A 20,046-nucleotide genomic window follows, 5' to 3' on the forward strand; every position below is an offset into this window, starting at 1 on the left:
GTTCACCCGGTCGGCAGCAGATCGGGCGCGTCGTCGAGGTCCCCGGTCTCGCCCGCGCGCACGGCCCTGCGGCCGAAGTGCACGACGTAGGCCAGGAACGCGACCTCGGCGGCCACGCCGATCGCCACCCGGGCGACCGTCGGCAGCGGTGACGGCGTGACGAGGGCTTCGATGAGCCCCGACACCAGCAGCACCACCGCGAGCCCGATCGCCACCGACACCACGGCGCGGCCCTGTTCGGCGAGCACCTGGCCGCGCGGCCGGTCACCCGGCGCGATCGCCGACCACCCCAGCCGCATGCCGGCCGCCGCGGCGAGGAACACCGCCGTCAGCTCCAGCAGCCCGTGCGGCGCCAGCAGCCCGAGGAACACGTCGCCGCGTCCGGCGTCGAACATCAATCCGCCCGAAACGCCGACGTTGGCGGCGTTTTGGAACAGCAGGTACGGGATGGGGATGCCGAGGAGGATCGCGAACGCGATGCACTGCGCCGCCACCCAGGAGTTGTTGACCCACACCCGGAATGCGAAGGAGCCCGCGGGGTTCTCGCTGTAGTAGGCGGCGAACTGGTGATCGACGAGGTGCGCGATGTCCGCGGGCGTCCCGATCGTCGACTGCACCTCCGGGTCGCGCGCCACCCAGACGCCGATGACGATCGCCACGACGAAGAAGCTCACCGCCGAACCGAGCCACCACCGCCACGTGCGATAGGCCACCACCGGGAACGACACCGTCCAGAACCGCGCGAACTCGCGCCAGAGCGGGGCGTGCGCGCTGGTGACCGCGGACCGGGCACGCGCCACCACGCCGGACAGGCGGCCCACCAGCACCGGATCGGCGGACGCCGACCGCACCATCGACAGGTGCGTGGAGACCCGCTGGTACAGGTCGACGAGTTCGTCGACCTCGGCTCCGGAGAGTGAGCGCCGCCGCTTGACCAGCTGTTCGAGGCGGTCCCACGTCGCGCGGTGCGCCAGCACGAACGCGTCGGTGTCCACGTCCGGATCCTACGTGCGCGGCCCTAGTAGCGTGGGTGGCCATGGTGGCCCACCCCGAACCGTTGGTGACCGGTGACGCCGTGGTGCTCGACGTGCAGATCGCGCAGCTTCCGGTGCGCGCGCTGTCGGTGCTGATCGACGTGATCGTCGTGTTCATCGGCTACCTGCTCGGCATCTTCCTGTGGGCCGTTACGCTGGCCGACACCGATCCGGCGTTCTCCGCCGCGGTCCTCATCGTGTTCACCGTGCTGGCGCTGGTCGGTTATCCGGTCGTGCTCGAGACCGCCACCCGCGGCCGGTCGCTGGGGAAGATGGCACTGGGCTTGCGGGTGGTGTCCGACGACGGCGGCCCGGAACGGTTCCGCCAGGCCCTGTTTCGCGCGCTCGCCGGCTTCGTCGAGATCTGGATGCTGGCCGGCGGACCCGCGGTGATCTGCTCGCTGGTCTCGCCGCGCGGCAAGCGCATCGGCGACGTGTTCGCAGGCACCATGGTCATCAGTGAGCGGGCGCCACGGCTGGCCCCACCGCCGCCGATGCCGCCTCAGCTCGCCTGGTGGGCGGCGACGCTGCAGCTGTCCGGTCTGCAGCCGGCGACGGCCGAGCGGGCCCGGCAGTTCCTCTCCCGCGCCGGCGACCTACAGCCCGTGCTGCGCGACCGCATCGCACACCAGATCGTCACGGAGGTGGCGGCGCAGGTCGCGCCGCCTCCGCCGAACGGCACCCCGGCGCAGTTCGTGCTGGCCGCAGTGCTCGCCGAACGGCATCGCCGCGAACTCGAACGGCTGCGGCCACCGGCTCCCGGGTACCCGCCACCGCCCTACCCCGGGCCGGGTCATCCCGCGCCGATGTACCCCCGGCCCGCGCCGCCCCCGGCCGGGTACCCAGCGGCCGCACCGCCCGCGTCGGGTCCCGGCGGGTTCGCGCCGCCCGAGTAACCGTCGTCGACGTCGAACGTGACGCCAGCGTCCCGCCGGGCACGCGTGGTGACGCTGGGGTCGCGCTCGGCGCGCGTCGCACCGTCACCATCGCTCGATGAGACACGACTGTCTCATTTTGATGGACTAGTGCTACATTGGGCGACATGGCTTCCCCCGAATCGAACGAAGGCGGCGCGCGTTCGCGTACCCGCCGGGCGATCCTGGACGCCGCAAGCACCGTCTTCGCCCAGCGACCCAACGCGTCGCTGGGCGACGTGGCCGCGGCGGCCGAGGTCGGGCGCAGCACGCTGCACCGCTACTTTCCCGAGCGCTCCGACCTGCTACGCGCACTCGCGCTGCACGTCCACGCGATCAGCAACACCGCGATCGCCCACGCCGAGCCCGATTGCGGGCCGGCGCTCGAGGCGCTGCGCCGGGTCGTGGAGTGCCAACTGGATCTCGGGCCGATCATCCCGTTCGTCTACAGCAACCCGGCGTTCTACGGCGACGAGGAACTGGCCGCGATCCTCGACACCGGCGACGAGGTGATCGTCGACGTCCTCGACCGCGTCGCCACGCAGGGCACCGCCGGACCGCCGAGCTGGCCGCGACTGGTGTTCTGGGCCCTGCTCAACGCCGGCTATCAGGCCGTGGCGGACGGAACGCCGCGCGTGCAGGTGGTCGACGCCATCATGGCCAGTCTCACTCAGGGCACCATCAAGCCCGAATGATCAACTCCCACAATCACTTCGAGGAACCGAGGTAGGAATGTCCCCCGACACGGCGGCTGCCGTGACGCCGCGACGCGCGTGGTTGGCGCTCGCGGTGTTGCTGCTGCCGGTCATGTTGATCGCCGTCGACAACACCATCCTGGCCTTCGCGCTGCCGAGCATCGCGCAGGACTTCCGTCCGCCGGCGACGACGCAGCTGTGGATCGTCGACGTCTACTCCCTGGTGCTGGCGACGCTGCTGGTGGCGATGGGCAGCCTCGGCGACCGGATCGGCCGCCGCCGGATACTGCTGATCGGTGCCGCCGGCTTCGCCGTCGTGTCGGTCGCGGCCGCCTTCGCCCCGAGCGCCGAGGCGCTGGTCGCGGCGCGTGCCGTCCTCGGCTTCTTCGGCGCCATGCTCATGCCGTCGACGCTCTCGCTGATCCGCAACATCTTCACCGACGCCTCGACCCGCCGCCTCGCCATCGCGATCTGGGCATCGTTCTTCACCGCCGGGTCAGCGCTGGGACCGATCGTCGGCGGCGTGCTGCTCGAGCACTTCCACTGGGGCGCGGTGTTCCTGGTTGCCGTGCCGATCCTGCTGCCGCTGCTGATCCTCGCCCCGCGACTGGTGCCCGAATCGCGCGATCCGAGCCCTGGCCCGGTCGACCCGATCAGCGTGCTGCTGTCGCTGACCACCATGCTGCCGCTGGTGTGGGCCGTGAAGACCGCCGCCCACGACGGCCCGTCCTGGCCGGTCGGGCTGGCGCTCGCGGTGACCGCCGCGTCCGCCGTCCTGTTCGTGCGCCGTCAGAAACGCAGCGCCACACCGATGATCGACGTCTCGCTGTTCGGCTACGCACCGTTCGCGTCGTCGATCCTCGCCAACTTCCTGTCGATCGTCGGGCTCATCGGCTTCATCTTCTTCGTCTCGCAGCACCTGCAGTTGGTGCTCGGCCTCAGCCCGCTGGCGGCAGGTCTCGTGACGCTGCCGGGCGCGGCGCTGTCCATGGTGGCCGGCATCGGGGTGGTGCGGTTCGTGCGGTGGTTCGCCCCGCACCACCTGACGATGGTCGGACTGGTCCTGATCGCGGTCGGCTTCTTCATGATCCTGGCGTTCCGCCACGACCTGTCGGTGACGGCCGTGGTGGCGTCGTTCATCGTGCTCGAGATCGGCGTCGGCATCTCGCAGACCATCACCAACGACACGATCGTCGCCTCCGTCCCCGCCGCGAAGTCGGGTGCCGCCTCGGCGGTGTCGGAGACCGCCTACGAGTTGGGGGCGGTGGTCGGCACCGCCAGCCTCGGCACGATCTTCACGGCGTTCTACCGCGCGAACGTCGAGGTGCCGCAGAGTCTGTCGGCCACACAGCTGAGCGACGCCGGCGAGAGCATCGGCGGCGCGGTCGCCGTGGCCGCCCAGCTGCCGGCTGCCGCGGGCGAGCGGCTGCTGGCCTCGGCGCGCAGCGCGTTCGACTCCGGCATCGCGCCGACGGCCACCATCGCCGGGGTGCTGGTGCTGGTGGCCGCCGTGGTGGTCGGCCTTGCCTTCCGCAGGAGCAACGATGCCGCCGTCGACCCGGACTCCGCCCAGGTGGACCGCGCGGCGGCAGCGCCGATGCCGGCAGCCACGCCGCGGTCCGGACGGAGTGCCACGCCGTCGTCGACCCCGGGACCGCGCGCTGATCGCGGAACGCGCCGGCCGCCGTCGACGCGGCCGGATCGAGCGCGTCGCGCCGATCATCCGGTGGAACGGTGACCGCGCGCCTACCGGGTCGATGCGCGGGCGGTCTGACGTCGCCGCGCCAGCGCCCCGGCCGCCGTCGTGACCGCGATGGTCAGCAGGGCGCCCAGGATCAGCGCGGCCGGCTCGCCCGGACGTAGCAGCCCCTGCTCGGTCCCGAGCGTGGCAGCGGCCACCGGCACCCCAAGTTGCGCCGCCGCCATGGCCGCCAGCGGCAGCGGCTGTCCGGTGAACCGCCCGACCGCGTGCGCCAGCACCGCCCCGGCGCCGAGCGCGAGGCCCAGCCCGATGAAGGCGGGATGGTCGAGCAGTTCGCGCACCTGGAGCGAAGCCCCGAGCCAGACGAAGAACAGCGGTCCGAAGAAGCCCTCGGTGACGCCGAGCAGTTGGCGCGCCAGGCGTTTGGGCTCTCCGATGCCGTTGACCACCAGACCCAGGGCGAAGCCGGCCAGCATGATCGAGACGTGCGTGCTGAGCGCCAGCGCCGACAGCGCGAAGAGCAGGATGAGGCTGAGCCGCAGCTCGAGCGCCAGCCCGTGCCGCTTCGAATAGGCCCGGACGCGACGACGGGTGCCGTTGCGCTCGAAGTGCCGTAGGACGACGAAGATCAGGGCGGCGCAGCCGGCGATGGCGAGGGCGCCGAGCGCCGCACGCGGGGCGCGCTGCGGGTCGATCGCCAGCGGTAGCGACACGATCGATGCGGCGTCGGCGATGGCGATCTGCGCCTTCAGCGAGAGCACCGGCGGCCCGTCGAGACCGAGGTCGTCGAGCACGGGCAGTGCCACTGCGGCCGAGGAGGACGCCAGGAGCACGGCGTACAGCGCGGCGTGCCCGGTGCCGAACGCCGCGGCGAGCCCGACGCCGACGACGGCCGCCACCACGCCGACGAGCGCTGCGCGCCCGACGGCCGCGCCGAGTCCGGATCGCAGCGCGGGATCGCGGATCGGCACGTGCGTCCCGACGACGAACATCACCAGCGCGAAGCCGATGTTGGCCAGCAGCGTGAACGTCGGGTCGGTGGTGTCGACGACGTCGAAACCCGTGCGGCCGATGACCATTCCGGCGATCAGCTCGCCGATGATGGCGGGGATCGCCAGCCGTGGGACGGCGGCCAGCAGCGGACCCGACATCCCCACGACGACCAGCAGTGCCAGCGTGTGGAACCCGAAGCCGGACACGTCAGCGGGTCACGCGTGCCACGTGACGAGGCGACACGGGATCGCGGTGTTCTCGTCGGTCAGGTAGCTGGCGCACACGCGGTGATAGCCGTCGGCCACCTGCAGCGGCGTGCCCGAACGAAAGTCACCGCGCACCAGCAGGATCGGGGACAGCTTCTTGCCGTCGGCGATCTTGCCGAGGTCGGTGCGGACGTGCTCGTTGGACGCCGGCAGCAGGGTGAGCCCGGCTGCGCGCAGGATGTCCTTGGCCTTGCGCAGCGTCGGCGCCGCCGTGCGCAACGCGTCGACGGTGGCCGCCACCGCGGCGGCGTCGGCGCCGAGGCTCAGGTAGTCGGCGGCGGCGTCGTAGTCGTGCGCCTCGGGATCGTCCATCCACCTGACTGCCATCCGATCACGATAGACGCCGACCGCTGGGCGCCGGCGTCAGTTCGCGATCCAGTTGCCGTGGAAGCCGTAGGGCACGCGCTGCGGCAGCAGGATTCGCGCGATGGGCTCGCCGCCGAAGTCCGAGGCGTCCAGGATCACCAGGTCGCTGCCGTTGCGGGCCGGGTCGTAGACGTAGCCGAGGTAGTAGCCCTCGGTCTCGGATCCCGAGGTTCCCGACGGGACGAAGACCGCCTCGCCGGGGCCACCGTCGCCGAGGTCGTGGGTGACCGCACTGCCGCTTTCGAGGTCGTGACGCACCCAGCCGCGCTTGCCCACCGACACCGCGTAGCGGGCGGCGAGGCCCGCCAGCCGGTCGTCGATGCGAGGGAACTCGATGCCCCGGTCGTCGAGCTGGTGTTCGGTGACGCGGCCGCTCGCGAGGTCGATGGTCCACGTCCACAGCACGCCCTCGGTGTCGAAACCGCCGCTGTCGCGCCAGAGTTCGGGATAGCGGACGGCCTGCAGGACGATGCCCCTGCCGTCCGCGGTGTCGTGGGCGTTGGCGACGTGGAAGACGTAGCAGGGGTCGATCTCGAACCAGCGCACCTCGCCGAACGGATCGTCGCGGCGCAGCACGCCGAGCCGGGCGCCGTAGTCGTCGCTCCACCGAAAGGGCATGTCGCCGCTGGCCGCCGCGTCGGCGTCGAACACGACTGGCAGGTCCATGAACACGACGTGGGACGCCGTCATGGCGAAGTCGTGCATCATCGTCAACGCCCCGACCTCGAGGGGCCGGTCGATCACGAGTTCGCCGGAGGCGTCCGCGCGGTGGTAGGTGACGTGCGGCTCGAAGAGATTGCCGTAGCCGAAGAAGTGCAGTTCGCCCGTCGTGGGGCAGATCTTCGGGTGCGCGGTCATCGAGTCGACCAGCTTGCCGCCGAAGTCGTAGGCGCCGACCGTCTCCAGGTCGTTGGTCACCTGGTACGGCAGCGACGACTCAACCAGCGCGAGGGTCTTGCCCGCGTGGTTGACGACGTGCGTATTCGCCACCGCCGCACGAAGATTGCGGGTGCCGTCGGCATTGTAGAGCGGGAAGGGGTCGACGAAGCTGTCGGTGCGCACCCAGCGGTTGCGGTACCACTTCGCCGCGCCGCCCTCGATGCGGACCCCGTGGATCATGCCGTCGCCGGTGAACCAGTGCCCGGTGGCCTCGCGCGGGTTGGGGCCGTTGCGCAGATACCAGCCGTCGAGGTCCGGCGGGATCGCGCCGACGACGGCGAGGTCGTACTCGGTCAGTTCGTCGGGCACGGGCGCGTAGTTCCCGACGGCGAAGATCTGCCCATCGTTGGGCAGGCCGGCGTCGGTGCGGTCCTGGGTCTCGGTCACGGCGGTCTCCTCCGGTTGGTTCCAGCCTGCCACCACACTGACATTCCATTACTGACATGTCAATGATGACTTGTCCGCGTTCTCCGGCCGTCGAGCGCCACGGACTGCTGACGCCAGCGCAATGGCGCCGAAACACGACGTGACTACCGTCCCCTCATCGCTTCAGGAGGGGAATGCACATGACCGACACCCGAGACCTGCCGCCCGGCGCCGTCGTCGGCGCGGCCGACGTCGTCGAAGCCTCCGGCCACCCGGTCGGCGGCGGGGTGATCAAGGAGCACTACGACCCCGCGCTCACCAACGAGGATCTCGCGCCGCTGGGCAGGCAGACCTGGTCGTCGTACAACATCTTCGCGTTCTGGATGTCCGACGTGCACAGCGTCGGCGGCTACGTCACCGCGGGCAGCCTGTTCGCCCTCGGGCTCGCGAGCTGGCAGGTGCTCATCGCCCTGCTCGTCGGCATCGTCATCGTCAACCTGCTGTGCAACCTGGTGGCCCGGCCCAGCCAGGTCGCCGGCGTCCCCTACCCCGTCGTCTGCCGCAGCTCGTTCGGCGTGCTGGGCGCCAACATCCCGGCCATCATCCGCGGGCTGATCGCGGTGGCCTGGTACGGCATCCAGACCTACCTCGCGTCGGCGGCGCTGGACGTGGTGCTGCTAAAGCTCTTTCCGGGCCTCGCGCCGTACGCCGACGTCGACCAGTACGGCTTCACCGGTTTGTCTCTCCTCGGCTGGTGCAGCTTCATGCTGCTGTGGGTGCTGCAGGCGTGCGTGTTCTGGCGCGGCATGGAGTCGATCCGCAAGTTCATCGACTTCTGCGGCCCGGCCGTCTACGTCGTCATGTTCATCCTGTGCGGCTATCTGCTGTGGAAGTCGGGCTGGCACGTGAGCCTGAGCCTCGGCGGGGAGAAGCAGGGCAACACGCTCGTCGTCATGCTCGGCGCCATCGCACTGGTGGTGTCCTACTTCTCCGGCCCCATGCTGAACTTCGGCGACTTCGCCCGCTACGGCAAGAGCTTCGACGCGGTGAAGAAGGGCAACTTCCTGGGCTTGCCGGTGAACTTCCTGGTCTTCTCGCTCCTGGTAGTCGTGACCGCGGCGGCCACCGTCCCGGTGTTCGGCGAACTGCTGACCGACCCCGTCGAGACCGTTGCCCGCATCGACAGCACCACCGCGATCGTGTTGGGCGCGTTGACGTTCACCATCGCCACCATCGGCATCAACATCGTCGCGAACTTCATCAGCCCGGCCTTCGACTTCTCGAACGTCAGCCCGCAGCGGATCAGTTGGCGCATGGGCGGCATGATCGCCGCGGTCGGCTCCATCCTGCTGACGCCGTGGAACCTGTACGGCAACCCCGAGGTCATCCACTACACGCTGGAGACGCTCGGCGCGTTCATCGGTCCGCTGTTCGGCGTCCTCATCGCCGACTTCTATCTGGTGCGCAAGCAGAAGATCGTCGTCGACGACCTGTTCACCATGTCGAAGACGGCCAACTACTGGTACAGCAAGGGCTACAACCCGGCCGCGGTGGTCGCCACGCTCGTCGGCGCCGTGCTCGCCGTCATCCCGGTCCTGCTGGGCGGCTACGTCGCGGGCATGACGACCGCGGCGCAGTACAGCTGGTTCATCGGCTGCGGCGTGGCGTTCGGGCTGTTCTACCTGCTCGCGACCCGAGGACCGTGGCGCATGACGGCACTGCGCCTGGCCGAGGGGGCCACCCTCGCGTCCTGACCGACACGACGGCGCGGACCTGTCAGAAGTGACAGGTCCGCGCCGTACCATCAAGCGGTGAGTTTGCGATACGCCGCCCTGGGCCTGCTCGCCCAACACCCCGGCAGTGGCTACGACCTGCTGAAGCGCTTCGAGGCGTCGATGGCCAACGTGTGGCCGGCCACCCAGAGCCAGCTGTACGGCGAGCTGAACAAGCTCGCCGACGCCGGTCTGATCGAGGTCACCGACGTCGGACCCCGCGGGCGGAAGGCCTACCGGGTCACCGACGCCGGCCGCGCCGACCTGGTCCGCTGGATCACCCACCCGGCCGACGACCCGCCGTACCGCAGCGCGCCACTGCTGCGCGTGTTCCTGCTCGACCAGGTGCCGACCGACCAGGCGCGCTCCTACCTCGAACAGCTCGCTGCGCACGCCGACGACGAGCTGGCCCGCTACGAGCGCATCCGCGACGAGACGGCCTGGGACGACGGCGCCGACGGGGACTTCTACGGCCGCGCGGCCCTGGAATACGGGCTGCGAACTGCGGCGATGGAAGCCGAGTGGGCGCGCTGGGCGGCCCGTCAGGCCGCGGCTCGGCACGAGGTGGGTGCCCGCTGAGGAATGTCTCGTTGCATCTCGATAGTTTTCGATATATCGTCAACGTATCGGAAGCACAGACGGTGCTTCCTTCCCGAAAGGACACCCACCCATGAACACCCCCTTCCCCACCCCCGACGGCCCCTTCGGCCACCGCCCCGGCTTCGGCTTCGGATTCGGACCCCAGGACCGGCGTGCGCTGCACGAGCACCGGCGTCAGGCCCGTCGCGAGTTCCGCGACCACGTCCGCGAACACCGCGGCGATGCGGGCTTCGGCGGCTTCGGACCCGGCTTCGGCGGACCCGGCTTCGGCCCGGGCTTCGGCGGTCCCGGCTTCGGCTTCGGACCGGGCGGACGCCGCGGCGGCCCGCGTGGCGGTCGCGGCAAGCGCGGTGACGTCCGCGCCGCGATCCTCGTGCTGCTGACCGAGCGGCCGATGCACGGCTACGAGATGATCCAGGAGATCGCCCAGCGCAGTCAGCAGCTGTGGAAGCCGAGCCCCGGCTCGGTCTACCCGACGCTGCAGCTCCTCGTCGACGAGGGCCTGCTGGTCGCCACCGAGGACGGCAGCAAGAAGCTGTTCGAACTCACCGCCGACGGTCGCGCCGCAGCCGAGAAGGTCGAGACCGCCCCCTGGGACGAGATCACCGAGGGCGCCGACCCCACCGCGATGAACCTGCGCAGCGCCGTCGGCCAGCTGATGGGCGCCGTCGCCCAGTCCGCGCACGCCGCCGGCCCCGAGCAGCAGCAGCGCATCGTCGAGATCGTGAACACCGCCCGCCGCGAGATCTACCAGATCCTCGGCGAGGACTAACCCGCTAGCGATTCACGAGCGGTTTCGTTCGCACAGCGGATGAAATCGCTCGTGAATCGCGTAGTACTGGTGCATGACGACTTTCCACATCGGCTCCTACGAGGTGCACCGCGTCGGCTTCGGTGCCATGCAGCTGCCCGGCCCGGGCGTCTTCGGCCCGCCACGTGACCACGACCAGGCGCTCGCCGTCCTCCGGCGCGCCGTCGAACTCGGCGTCGACCACATCGACACCGCGCAGTTCTATGGCCCCGACGTCGCCAACGCGCTGATCCGCGAAGCGCTGCATCCCTACCCGGAGAAGCTGGCGCTGGTCAGCAAGGTCGGCGCCCGCCGCGACGACGAGGGCAACTGGACCGCCGCCCAGGAACCCGACGACCTGCGCGCCGACATCGAACAGAACCTCACCTCGCTCGGCGTCGACCGCCTCGCCGCGGTCAACCTGCGCCTGCACTCCGGTGACCCGAACAGCGTCGGCCCGCTCGACCGCGACCTCTTCGACCGTCAGCTCACCGCGATGATCGCCGCGCGCGACGAGGGCTTGATCGGAGGCATCGGGCTCAGCAGCGTCTCGGTCGAGCACCTCGAGTTCGCGCTCGAGCGCACCGAGATCGTCACCGTGCAGAACGCCTACAACCTCGTCGACAAGAGTTCGCAGCCGGTGCTCGATCTGTGCACCGCCAAGGGCATCTCGTTCGTGCCGTTCTTCCCGCTCGGCTCGGGCTTCAACGCCGACAACCCGGTCCTCGGCAATGCGGCGGTGAAGAAGGCCGCCGCCGACCTGGGTCGCACGCCGGCACAGATCGCGCTCGCCTGGACGCTGTCGGTCGCCCCCAACGTGCTGCTGATCCCGGGCACGTCGTCGGTCGCGCACCTCGAGGAGAACCTCGCCGTCGCCGACATCGAACTGCCGGCGGACTTCACCCCCTGACTCGGGCGATTTCGGCGCGCTTGCGTTCGCTCAGCGAGCGAACGCGCGCCGAAATCACTCGACGTCGACCCAGTCGAGGGTTCGGTCCACGGCCTTGCGCCACCCGGCGTACCCGGCGGCGCGCTGATCGTCGTTCCACGACGGGGTCCAGCGCCGGTCCTCCTGCCAGTTGGCGCGCAGGTCGTCGGGGCCGGACCAGAAGCCGGTCGCGAGCCCGGCCGCGTAGGCCGCCCCCAGCGCCGTGGTCTCGGCGACGACGGGCTTGACCACGTCGACGCCCAGCACGTCGGACTGGATCTGCATGCACAGGTCGTTGGCGGTGATGCCGCCGTCGACCTTGAGCACCTCGAGGTGCACACCCGAGTCGGCCTCCATGGCGTCGACGACGTCGCGGCTCTGATAGCAGATCGCCTCGAGCGTCGCGCGGGCCACGTGGGCGTTGGTGTTGTACCGCGACAGGCCGACGATCGCGCCGCGGGCGTCCGAACGCCAGTACGGCGCGAACAGTCCGGAGAACGCGGGCACGAAGTAGACGCCGCCGTTGTCGGCGACCTGCCGGGCCAGTGACTCGCTCTGCGACGCACCGCTGATGATGCCCAGCTGATCGCGCAGCCACTGCACCGCCGACCCTGTGACGGCGATCGAACCCTCCAGTGCGTACACGGGTTTCGCGTCGCCGAACTGGTAGCACACCGTGGTCAGCAGCCCGTTGGACGACCGCACGATCTTCTCGCCCGTGTTCAGCAGCAGGAAGTTGCCGGTGCCGTAGGTGTTCTTCGCCTCGCCGGCGTCCAGGCACACCTGCCCGACCATCGCGGCCTGCTGATCGCCGAGGATGCCGTTGAGCGGGATCTCCCCGCCGACCGGCCCGTCGGCCAGCGTGGTGCCGTAGGGCTCGGGGCACGACGAGGGCTTGATCTCCGGCAGCATCGCCCGCGGAATCCCGAAGAACGACAACAGCTCGTCGTCCCAGTCGAGGGTCTCCAAGTTCATGAGCATGGTGCGGCTGGCGTTGGTGACGTCGGTGACGTGGACGCCGCCGCGCGGCCCGCCGGTGAGGTTCCACAGCACCCAGGTGTCGGCGGTGCCGAAGACCGCGTCACCCTTCTCGGCCGCCTCGCGCACCCCGTCGACGTTGTCGAGGATCCACTGCACCTTGCCCGCGGAGAAGTAGGTGGCGGGCGGCAGCCCGGCCTTGGCGCGGATGACGTCACCGCGGCCGTCGCGGTCCAGCGCCGAGGCGATGCGGTCGGTGCGGGTGTCCTGCCAGACGATCGCGTTGTAGTACGGCCGGCCGGTGCGCTTGTTCCACACCAGCGCCGTCTCGCGCTGGTTGGTGATGCCGAGCGACACCAGGTCCTCGGCGGCCAGATTCGTGCGGTTGAGCGCGGTCTGGATGACCGACGCCGTGCGCTCCCAGATCTCGACGGGGTTGTGCTCCACCCAGCCCGCCTGCGGCAGGATCTGCTCGTGCTCGAGTTGGTGACGGCCCACCTCGGCGCCATCGTGGTCGAAGATCATGCACCGCGTACTCGTGGTGCCCTGATCGATGGCTGCGACGAACTCTTGGGATCCGGCCACCGACCCATCATGCCGAACGCCGCGTCGGCGCACGGCGGCAACGCTAGAGTCCTCGTGGTGCCGGTCATCAACGCCCTCACGACGTGCGCCGTCGCCGCCCTCGCCGCCGCCGCGCTGTCGGGTGCGGTGGCCCACGCCGACCCCGACGTGCCCGCGGTCGATCCGAAGGCGCAGTGCGAGTCGCCGGAGGTCGGCGGGCTGTTCCTCGCCGAGCCGTCGCCGGACGCGGTGACGCGCTCGGTCTGCCAGTACATCGTCGACAGCTACTTCTACTACGACACCTACGACGACGGCGCCTACACCGGCACGCTGGTCTACCGCGACGGCGCGAAGGTGCCGACGGAACGGCCCGTGATCCCCGGGTTGCTCAACCTGCCCACGGGCCGGGGACCTCTGCTGCTGATCGGCCCGCCTTCCTGACGCGCGTGGACATCGACCGCATGCCCCGCGGCGGCCCACGCGCGTCGTGCCTGGACCGCCTGTTGCAGACCGACCGACTGTAGTACCTCGACCGGGACGCATCCGGTGACCCCGGCCTGCTGGCCCGCAAGCGCAGCGTGGTGCGGGCGCTGGAGAGGACCGGCGAGTTCTTCGGCCATCACGAGCGGTTCGCCGCGATCGCGTTGCGCGAGGTCGCCGACGTGCCGGATCCCCGCATCCTGGAACTCGGTTCGGGCCACCGCGGCCTGTCGGCGAAGCTGCTCGAGATGCACCCCACCGCGCACGTCACGGTGACCGACGTGGAGCCCGCATCGGTCGACGCGATCGCCGCGGGGGACCTCGGCCGCGATCCCCGTGCCACGGTCCGGGTCATGGACGCCACGGCCATCGACGCGCCCGACGACCACTACGACCTGGCGGTGTTCGCGCTGTCGTTCCACCACCTGCCGCCCGCGGCGGCGTCGCGGGTGTTCGCCGAGGGCACCCGGGTGGCGACGACGCTGCTCGTCATCGACCTGCCCCGCCCGCCGGCTCCGCTGCACCTCGTCCGGCTCGCGACCATGCTGCCGTTCGCGCCGTTCGTCCCGTTCGTGCACGACGGGATGATCAGTTCGCTGCGCTGCTACAGCGGCTCGGCGCTACGGGCGCTGGCGGCACACGCCGATCCGGCGATCCGGGTCGATTCACGCAACGGGTTGACGACTCCGCAGGTCGTGCTGGCCACCCGCCACTAGGCTCGCGTCGTGGGCGAGGAGGTAACGCAGACCGAGTTCAGCCGAGCGCACCGGCAGGAGTACCGGCGCAAGGTGCAGCTGTGCCTCGACGTGTTCGAGACGATGCTGGCGCAGTCGAGCTTCGACGTGGAGCGCCCGCTCACCGGCATGGAGATCGAGTGCAACCTCGTCGACGACGGCTACCAGCCCGCCATGACCAACGCCGACGTGCTGACCTCGATCGCCGACCCGGCCTACCAGACCGAACTGGGCGCCTACAACATCGAATTCAACGTCCCGCCGCGGCCGCTGCCGGGGCGCTCGGCGCTCGACCTCGAGGCCGATGTACGGGCGAGCCTCAACGAGGCGGAGAGCAAGGCCGGCAGGTTCGGGTCGCACATCGTGATGATCGGCATCCTGCCGACGCTGATGCCCGAGCACCTGGCCGGGGACTGGATGAGCGAGTCGACGCGCTACCAGGCGCTCAACGACTCCATCTTCACCGCACGCGGCGAGGACATCCTGATCGACATCGGCGGCCCGGAGCGCCTCAGCCTGCACGCCGCCACCATCGCACCCGAATCCGCCTGCACCAGCATGCAATTGCATCTCCAGGTCTCCCCGGGTGACTTCGCCACCAACTGGAACGCCGCGCAGGTGATCGCCGGCCCGCAGCTGGCGCTGGGCGCCAACTCGCCGTTCTTCTTCGGCCACGAGCTGTGGTCGGAGACGCGCATCGAGCTGTTCACCCAGGCCACCGACACCCGACCCGAGGAACTCAAGACCCAGGGCGTGCGGCCGCGGGTCTGGTTCGGCGAACGCTGGATCACGTCGATCTTCGACCTGTTCGAGGAGAACGTGCGCTACTTCCCGTCGCTGCTCCCGGAGCTGTCCGACGAGGACCCGGTGGCCGAGCTGGCCGCGGGTCGCACCCCGAAACTGTCGGAGCTGCGGTTGCACAACGGCACCATCTACCGGTGGAACCGGCCGGTGTACGACGTCGTGGGCGGCCGCCCGCACCTGCGGGTGGAGAACCGGGTACTGCCGGCCGGCCCGACGGTGCTCGACATGCTGGCCAACTCCGCGTTCTACTACGGGCTACTGCGGGCGCTGGCCGACGACGACCGCCCGATCTGGACCAAGCTGAGTTTCGCTGCGGCAGAACGCAACTTCCGCGCCGCGGCGCAGTACGGCATCGACGCGCGGCTGTACTGGCCCGGCTACGGCGAGGTGACGGCCGACGAGCTGGTGCTGCGCGAGCTGCTGCCACTGGCGCACGAGGGTCTGCGGCAGTGGGGCGTGGCCGCCGAGGTCCGGGACCGCTTCCTCGGCGTCGTCGAGGGCCGCGCGAAGGCCGGCCGCAACGGCGCCACCTGGCAGGTGGCGACGGTGCGGGCGCTGCAGGAGCGCGGCGCGACGCGTCCGGAGGCGCTCGCGGAGATGCTGCGCCTGTACTGCGAACGCATGCACGCCAACGCACCGGTGCACACCTGGGACGGGCCTGCCTGATGCCGCGCCGGGCGTACGTTGGATGCCATGAGCGACGCCATGAATTCCGAGGTGATGGATTGGGACAGCGCCTACCGCGAGGGCGGTGAGTTCCCCGGGCCGCCGCCGTGGAACATCGGTGAGCCGCAGCCGGAGTTGGCCGCCCTGATCCGCGACGGCAAGGTGCGCAGCGACGTGCTCGACGCCGGGTGCGGGCATGCCGAACTCTCGCTGTCCCTGGCCGCCGACGGCTACACCGTCGTCGGCATCGACCTCTCCCCGACGGCCGTGGCCGCCGCCACGGCGGCTGCCGAGGAGCGCGGGCTGTCCGACCGGGCGACGTTCGTCGCCGACGACATCACGGCCTTCACCGGGTTCGACGGCCGGTTCAGCACGGTCATGGACTCCACGCTCTTCCACTCGCTGCCGGTGGCCGGTCGCGACGGCTATCTGCAGTCCATCCTGCGGGCGGCTGCCCCGGGCGCCACCTACTTCATCCTGGTGTTCGCCAAGGGCGCGTTCCCGGCCGCGTGGGAGACCAAGCCCAACGAGGTCGACGAGATCGAATTGCGCGACACCGTCGGCAAGTACTGGGCGGTGGCCGACGTGCGGCCGGCGTTCATCCACGCCAACCCGATGGGCACCCCTCCGGGGACCGACCTGCCCGCCCCGGCCCATCCGCTCGACGACCGCGGCCGGATGAAGTTCCCCGCCTTCCTGCTCACCGCCCACAAGCCGGGCTAGCGGTCCTCCCGCTCGACCACGGCGAAGCGGCGCAGCGCCAGCGCCGGGTTCGTGCGGCGAACCCGCGCGATGCGTGCACCGTCGAGGACGGCCGTCGCGCAGCCCTCCTCCTCGCCGAGCGAGGCCAGCACGATGCCCATGGGGTCGACGATCATGCTGCGACCCGCCCCCGAGCTGCCGCACTGGTCGGCAGCGAGGACGTAGGCGGTGTTCTCGATGGCGCGGGCGCGCACCAGCGTCGTCCAGTGGTCCTCCTTGAGTGGCCCCGGCACCCACTCGGCCGGGACCACCACGGCGTCGGCGCCGGCGTCGACGAGGCGGCGCGTCACCTCCGGGAACCGCAGGTCGTAGCAGGTCTGCAGGCCGAAGGTCATGCCGCCGACGGTGAAAGTCTCCGGGGCGGTGATGGCGCCGGGCTCGACCAGGCTGGACTCGGTGTAGCCGAAGGCGTCGTAGAGGTGCAGCTTGCGGTACGCCGCTGCGATCTTCCCGTCGCCGTCGATGGCCAGCAGCGTGTTGTGGATGCGGTCGGCACCGGCGGTCTCGTTGATGCCGCACACCAGCGCGATCCCGGTGCGTCGTGCCAGGTCCCGCAGGGCGGAGACGAAGGCGCCGTCGACCGGTTCCGCCGACGCGACGAAGCGCGCGTCCATCGTGGGCACGGTGAACATCGCGTACTCGGGGAACACGACGAGGGCGGCACCCCGGTCTCGGGCGGCGGTCGCGAAGCCGGTGATGGCCTCGAGGTTCGCGGCCTTGTCCTCACCGGGCGCGAACTGCACGACGGCGGCGGTGGTTTGGGTCATGGGTGGGCCTCTCGGTGTCGGGCGTGCGGGGTCATACCGGTGCGGGCATGCGTTCCATGCGGCCCAGCACCAGGGTGTAGCAGACGATGCCGCCGAGCAGGATGACCCCCGTGGCGAGGAACGCGCCGGCGAAGGATCCGGTGCGGTCGACCACCATGCCGGTCACGATGGGCGCGGCGATGCCGATCAGGTTGGCGACGAAGTTGACGATGCCACCGAGCGAGCCGGTGTAGCCGTCCGGCGCGATGAGCGACACGATGCTCGCGCCGGCGGGCACGGTGACCGCCAGCCCGGCCGCGCCGATCGACAGGAACACCAGCGCCACGCCGATCGAATCGGCGTAGGCCGCGCCGGTGACGGCCAGGGAGGCCAGCATGCTGACGACGAGGACGATGCGGCGGACGCGCGTCACGTCGCCGGTGCGCGCGGTCCACCGGTCGAGCAGGACGCCGGCGATGAGGAACTGCGCGATGACCGCGACGAGCCACGGGATCATCGTGTAGATGCCGCCCTTGAGCAGGTTCACGCCGAATTGGTGCTCGAGGTAGCCGGGCAGCCAGGTCAGCAGGACGTAGTAGGCGTAGGTGTAGGACGCGTACCCCAGGGCCAGGCCCCACGTCTTGCGGCGCCGCAGCAGGTAGCCGACGCCCCGCAGTGAGCCGCTCGGCGCGGCGGTCTCGTCCTCGGCGCCGCCGTCGCGCACGTAGGCCAGTTCGTCGTTGCTCATCCGGCCTTCGGCCACGGCGACCGCCGGGGAGCGGTACAGCAGCCACCACGCCACCAGGTACGCGACGCTCAGCGCCCCGGTGAACAGGAACGCGGCATGCCAGCTGAACGTCGACACCAGGAACGCCATGATGGGGATGCCGACGACGTTCGAGATCTTCGCGCAGCCGTCGAAGATCGCCGTCGCCGTACCTCGTTCGTGCTTGGGGAACCACTGCCCGATGGCCTTCCAGCCGGCGGGCACGGTCGGCGCCTCGCCGACGCCGAGCAGCAGGCGGGCGACCAGCAGCAGCCCGAGCCCACCCGCGGCCGCGGACAGGAACGACGCAACGGCCCACAGGAAGACGCCGACGCGATTGACCCACGGGACGCCGATCCGGTCGATGATGGTGCCGATCGGCATCTGCAGCAGGGCGTAGGTCCACAGGAACGCCGAGGCGACCACGCCCATCTGGGTGGCCGAGATGTCGAAGTCGGCCATGATGGCCGGCGTCGCGACCGAGAGGTTCACCCGGTCGATGTAGTTGACGAACATTCCGGCGCCGAGCAGTCCGCCGACGTACCACCGGGTACGGCCGGGCGACGGAACGCGATCCGCGGGGGCCACCGCGCCGTGGTCCCGGGTGGGCTGCGGGGCGCTCACGGCGCGGCCTGCGCGAACGCCGGTGCCCGGTCGAGGGCCGCGACCTCGTCACGGGCGGCGGCGAAGCCGGCGAGCAGCGCGCCGTGCTCCATGGTGATGGCGAGCTGGTCGGCGCCGTGCTCGACGGCGAAGCGCTTCTCCTCCGACGACCACGCCGGCAGCAGCCACGGCTTGCCCGCCGCGCGTGCGGCCGCGGCGAGCAGCGCCAGGTCGGCGAAGTCGCCGTCGGTGCGGGCGTACGCGCCCCGGTTGCGGCGCAGGGACAGGTCGGACGGGCCGACGAAGATGCCGTCGACCGTCGGCAGGGCGAGGATCTCCTCGACCTGCTCGATGGCGCCCGCATCCTCGATCATCGGATAGCACCGCGTGCGGGCGTCCTGCTCGCGTACCCAGTCATCGGTGAAGCCACCGTAGGACGACGTACGGCCGCCGGCGAAGCTGCGGTCGCCCAGCGGCGGGAACTTGGCGAAGGCGGTGACGGCGCGGGCGTGCGCCGCGTTCTCGACGTGCGGGATCGCGACGACGTCGGCGCCGAAGTCGAGTGCCTGCTGGATCGGTCCGCGTTCCGGGCCCAGCACCTTGGCGATGACCTCGAGGCCGATGGCCTTGGCCAGGGGGATGAACCGCTCGAGGGCGGCGAGGTCGAAGGTGCCGTGCTCGATGTCGAGGACGACGGCCCCGCAGCCCACCTGACGGGCGATCTCGGCGGCGGCCACGTTGGGTCCGGACAGCCAGATGGCGTACCGGCGGTCGGGCGTGACGGTCATGGTGCCTCCTGTCGTGTGGCACGCGCCACAGTCATCGTACATTCTGTGTATACACGTCGTGTACGAGTTGTGTCCAGTAGTCTCGGCCATGCCAGCAGGATGCGCAACGGGAAGGGCCGGACCGGTGTCGATCAGTACGGTGAGCGACGCGGACTCGCCCCGTTCGGCACGCGACCGCGTGTACGAGTGGGTGCGGGACGAGATCATCCGCGGCGCGCTGCCCGGGGGCCGCTTCCTCGACGAAGTGTGGGTGTCCGAGCTGGTGGGCACCTCCCGCACGCCGGTGCGCGAGGCGTTCCACCGGCTGAATTCGGAGAGGTTCATCGACCTGCTGCCGCGACGCGGCGCCCAGGTGCGCAACGTGACCGCGCGCGAACTCGAGGAGGTCTACGCCGCACGTCGGCTGATCGAGGGGCACGCCGCGCGGGCACTGTGCCAGGCGGGGGCCGGGGCGCCCGCCGACCTCGACGACCTCGCCGAGGCCATGGAAGTGGCGGGCCGCGAACAGGACTGGTTCACCGTGGCGCGACTGGACCGGGACTTCCACCGCGCCATCGTCGGCGCCCACGGCAACACCGTGCTCGCCGAGCTGTACGACGCGCTACGGTCGCGCCAGCAACGGGTCGCCGTGCGCGCGTTGCAGATTCGCCCGCAACGGGTCCCGGAGATCGACGCTCAGCACCGCGCGATCATCGCCGCACTGGCCGCGAACGACGAGGACCGCGCCGCCGCCCTGCTCGACGAGCACCTGCGGCCCATCCAGGAGATCATCTCCGCCCTGGGTTGACGC

At 70.6% G+C, this 20,046-nt stretch carries 19 protein-coding genes and 1 pseudogene; 12 read left to right on the plus strand and 8 right to left on the minus strand.

Features of this window, described 5'->3' with window-relative positions; all coding sequences use genetic code 11:
- Window positions 1-2 precede the first annotated feature (2 nt).
- Window positions 3-995 (minus strand): stage II sporulation protein M, encoded by a 993-nt coding sequence (locus FZ046_RS03680; protein WP_070353366.1) that lies wholly within the window; start codon window positions 993-995, stop codon window positions 3-5.
- A gap of 41 nt (window positions 996-1,036) precedes the next feature.
- Here FZ046_RS03680 and FZ046_RS03685 point away from each other — a divergent pair, with 41 nt between their 5' ends.
- The 3 genes from FZ046_RS03685 to lfrA all read left to right on the plus strand — a co-directional run bounded on the left by FZ046_RS03685 (window position 1,037) and on the right by lfrA (window position 4,381).
- Window positions 1,037-1,930: an RDD family protein gene (locus tag FZ046_RS03685; protein WP_070353388.1), complete on the plus strand. Its 894-nt coding sequence runs from the start codon at window positions 1,037-1,039 to the stop codon at window positions 1,928-1,930.
- 146 nt (window positions 1,931-2,076) lie between these two features.
- Window positions 2,077-2,643, plus strand: coding sequence for a TetR/AcrR family transcriptional regulator (locus tag FZ046_RS03690; protein ID WP_070353365.1), 567 nt, complete (start codon window positions 2,077-2,079; stop codon window positions 2,641-2,643).
- Between the two features lie 37 nt (window positions 2,644-2,680).
- A complete protein-coding gene (lfrA, locus tag FZ046_RS03695; protein WP_083298233.1) occupies window positions 2,681-4,381 on the plus strand; it encodes an efflux MFS transporter LfrA in 1,701 nt (566 codons plus the stop codon).
- An 8-nt stretch (window positions 4,382-4,389) separates the two neighbouring features.
- Here the strand turns inward: lfrA and FZ046_RS03700 are convergent, their stop codons facing one another.
- The 3 genes from FZ046_RS03700 to FZ046_RS03710 are packed head-to-tail and all read right to left on the minus strand — an operon-like array spanning window position 4,390 to window position 7,296.
- Window positions 4,390-5,496 (minus strand): cation:proton antiporter, encoded by a 1,107-nt coding sequence (locus FZ046_RS03700; RefSeq protein WP_083298237.1) that lies wholly within the window; start codon window positions 5,494-5,496, stop codon window positions 4,390-4,392.
- A gap of 57 nt (window positions 5,497-5,553) precedes the next feature.
- On the minus strand, window positions 5,554-5,931 hold the full coding sequence (locus tag FZ046_RS03705) for a hypothetical protein (protein WP_070353363.1): 378 nt from the start codon (window positions 5,929-5,931) through the stop codon (window positions 5,554-5,556).
- A 36-nt stretch (window positions 5,932-5,967) separates the two neighbouring features.
- Window positions 5,968-7,296, minus strand: coding sequence for a carotenoid oxygenase family protein (locus FZ046_RS03710; RefSeq protein ID WP_070353387.1), 1,329 nt, complete (start codon window positions 7,294-7,296; stop codon window positions 5,968-5,970).
- A gap of 179 nt (window positions 7,297-7,475) precedes the next feature.
- On the opposite strand from FZ046_RS03710, the gene FZ046_RS03715 reads away from it, so the two are divergent.
- The 4 genes from FZ046_RS03715 (at window position 7,476) to FZ046_RS03730 (ending at window position 11,347) form a co-directional block, all read left to right on the plus strand.
- Window positions 7,476-9,029, plus strand: a complete 1,554-nt coding sequence (locus FZ046_RS03715; RefSeq protein ID WP_070353386.1) for an NCS1 family nucleobase:cation symporter-1 — start codon at window positions 7,476-7,478, stop codon at window positions 9,027-9,029.
- Between the two features lie 57 nt (window positions 9,030-9,086).
- Window positions 9,087-9,626 carry a PadR family transcriptional regulator gene (locus FZ046_RS03720; RefSeq protein WP_070353362.1) on the plus strand — a complete coding sequence of 180 codons (540 nt, stop codon included), beginning with the start codon at window positions 9,087-9,089 and terminating at the stop codon, window positions 9,624-9,626.
- Between the two features lie 91 nt (window positions 9,627-9,717).
- Window positions 9,718-10,419 carry a PadR family transcriptional regulator gene (locus FZ046_RS03725; RefSeq protein ID WP_070353361.1) on the plus strand — a complete coding sequence of 234 codons (702 nt, stop codon included), beginning with the start codon at window positions 9,718-9,720 and terminating at the stop codon, window positions 10,417-10,419.
- Window positions 10,420-10,492: 73 nt separating this feature from the next.
- The gene (locus FZ046_RS03730; RefSeq protein WP_070353360.1) at window positions 10,493-11,347 is read left to right on the plus strand and encodes an oxidoreductase; all 855 of its coding nucleotides are present in this window, start codon (window positions 10,493-10,495) and stop codon (window positions 11,345-11,347) included.
- A gap of 54 nt (window positions 11,348-11,401) precedes the next feature.
- Here the strand turns inward: FZ046_RS03730 and glpK are convergent, their stop codons facing one another.
- Window positions 11,402-12,868, minus strand: a complete 1,467-nt coding sequence (gene glpK / locus FZ046_RS03735) for a glycerol kinase GlpK (RefSeq protein ID WP_070353359.1) — start codon at window positions 12,866-12,868, stop codon at window positions 11,402-11,404.
- A gap of 117 nt (window positions 12,869-12,985) precedes the next feature.
- Here glpK and FZ046_RS03740 point away from each other — a divergent pair, with 117 nt between their 5' ends.
- The 4 genes and pseudogenes from FZ046_RS03740 to FZ046_RS03755 all read left to right on the plus strand — a co-directional run bounded on the left by FZ046_RS03740 (window position 12,986) and on the right by FZ046_RS03755 (window position 16,314).
- The gene (locus tag FZ046_RS03740) at window positions 12,986-13,348 is read left to right on the plus strand and encodes a hypothetical protein (protein WP_246182896.1); all 363 of its coding nucleotides are present in this window, start codon (window positions 12,986-12,988) and stop codon (window positions 13,346-13,348) included.
- Window positions 13,349-13,368: 20 nt separating this feature from the next.
- Window positions 13,369-14,103: pseudogene (locus FZ046_RS03745) on the plus strand (class I SAM-dependent methyltransferase).
- A gap of 9 nt (window positions 14,104-14,112) precedes the next feature.
- Window positions 14,113-15,591 carry a glutamate-cysteine ligase family protein gene (locus tag FZ046_RS03750; RefSeq protein ID WP_070353358.1) on the plus strand — a complete coding sequence of 493 codons (1,479 nt, stop codon included), beginning with the start codon at window positions 14,113-14,115 and terminating at the stop codon, window positions 15,589-15,591.
- A gap of 39 nt (window positions 15,592-15,630) precedes the next feature.
- Complete coding sequence (locus FZ046_RS03755) at window positions 15,631-16,314, plus strand: SAM-dependent methyltransferase (protein WP_070353384.1); 684 nt, start codon at window positions 15,631-15,633, stop codon at window positions 16,312-16,314.
- On the opposite strand, the gene FZ046_RS03760 is transcribed toward FZ046_RS03755, so the two are convergent.
- From FZ046_RS03760 to FZ046_RS03770, 3 genes are read right to left on the minus strand one after another with little or no spacing between them, the layout of a single operon-like run.
- Window positions 16,311-17,120 carry a carbon-nitrogen hydrolase family protein gene (locus FZ046_RS03760; protein ID WP_070353357.1) on the minus strand — a complete coding sequence of 270 codons (810 nt, stop codon included), beginning with the start codon at window positions 17,118-17,120 and terminating at the stop codon, window positions 16,311-16,313. The two genes, FZ046_RS03755 and FZ046_RS03760, sit on opposite strands and share 4 nt — an antisense overlap.
- A 31-nt stretch (window positions 17,121-17,151) precedes the next feature.
- Window positions 17,152-18,489: an MFS transporter gene (locus tag FZ046_RS03765; protein WP_083298231.1), complete on the minus strand. Its 1,338-nt coding sequence runs from the start codon at window positions 18,487-18,489 to the stop codon at window positions 17,152-17,154.
- Window positions 18,486-19,256: an HpcH/HpaI aldolase family protein gene (locus tag FZ046_RS03770; RefSeq protein ID WP_070353356.1), complete on the minus strand. Its 771-nt coding sequence runs from the start codon at window positions 19,254-19,256 to the stop codon at window positions 18,486-18,488. Before FZ046_RS03770 ends, FZ046_RS03765 begins: the two co-directional genes overlap by 4 nt.
- A gap of 124 nt (window positions 19,257-19,380) precedes the next feature.
- On the opposite strand from FZ046_RS03770, the gene FZ046_RS03775 reads away from it, so the two are divergent.
- Entirely contained in the window at window positions 19,381-20,043 is a 663-nt protein-coding gene (locus tag FZ046_RS03775; protein WP_070353355.1) for a GntR family transcriptional regulator, read from the plus strand.
- Window positions 20,044-20,046 lie beyond the last annotated feature (3 nt).

Source organism: Mycolicibacterium grossiae, assembly GCF_008329645.1.
Lineage (GTDB): Bacteria > Actinomycetota > Actinomycetes > Mycobacteriales > Mycobacteriaceae > Mycobacterium > Mycobacterium grossiae.

Excerpts from the sequence above, each read along its gene's own strand:
- FZ046_RS03715 (WP_070353386.1), top strand. The coding sequence starts at position 7,476 with ATGACCGACACCCGAGACCTGCCGCCCGGCGCCGTCGTCGGCGCGGCC.
- FZ046_RS03705 (WP_070353363.1), bottom strand. The coding sequence starts at position 5,931 with ATGGCAGTCAGGTGGATGGACGATCCCGAGGCGCACGACTACGACGCC.
- FZ046_RS03700 (WP_083298237.1), bottom strand. The coding sequence starts at position 5,496 with ATGTCGGGTCCGCTGCTGGCCGCCGTCCCACGGCTGGCGATCCCCGCC.
- FZ046_RS03685 (WP_070353388.1), top strand. The coding sequence starts at position 1,037 with ATGGTGGCCCACCCCGAACCGTTGGTGACCGGTGACGCCGTGGTGCTC.
- FZ046_RS03690 (WP_070353365.1), top strand. The coding sequence starts at position 2,077 with ATGGCTTCCCCCGAATCGAACGAAGGCGGCGCGCGTTCGCGTACCCGC.
- FZ046_RS03725 (WP_070353361.1), top strand. The coding sequence starts at position 9,718 with ATGAACACCCCCTTCCCCACCCCCGACGGCCCCTTCGGCCACCGCCCC.
- FZ046_RS03760 (WP_070353357.1), bottom strand. The coding sequence starts at position 17,120 with ATGACCCAAACCACCGCCGCCGTCGTGCAGTTCGCGCCCGGTGAGGAC.
- FZ046_RS03730 (WP_070353360.1), top strand. The coding sequence starts at position 10,493 with ATGACGACTTTCCACATCGGCTCCTACGAGGTGCACCGCGTCGGCTTC.
- lfrA (WP_083298233.1), top strand. The coding sequence starts at position 2,681 with ATGTCCCCCGACACGGCGGCTGCCGTGACGCCGCGACGCGCGTGGTTG.
- glpK (WP_070353359.1), bottom strand. The coding sequence starts at position 12,868 with ATGATCTTCGACCACGATGGCGCCGAGGTGGGCCGTCACCAACTCGAG.
- FZ046_RS03755 (WP_070353384.1), top strand. The coding sequence starts at position 15,631 with ATGAATTCCGAGGTGATGGATTGGGACAGCGCCTACCGCGAGGGCGGT.
- FZ046_RS03770 (WP_070353356.1), bottom strand. The coding sequence starts at position 19,256 with ATGACCGTCACGCCCGACCGCCGGTACGCCATCTGGCTGTCCGGACCC.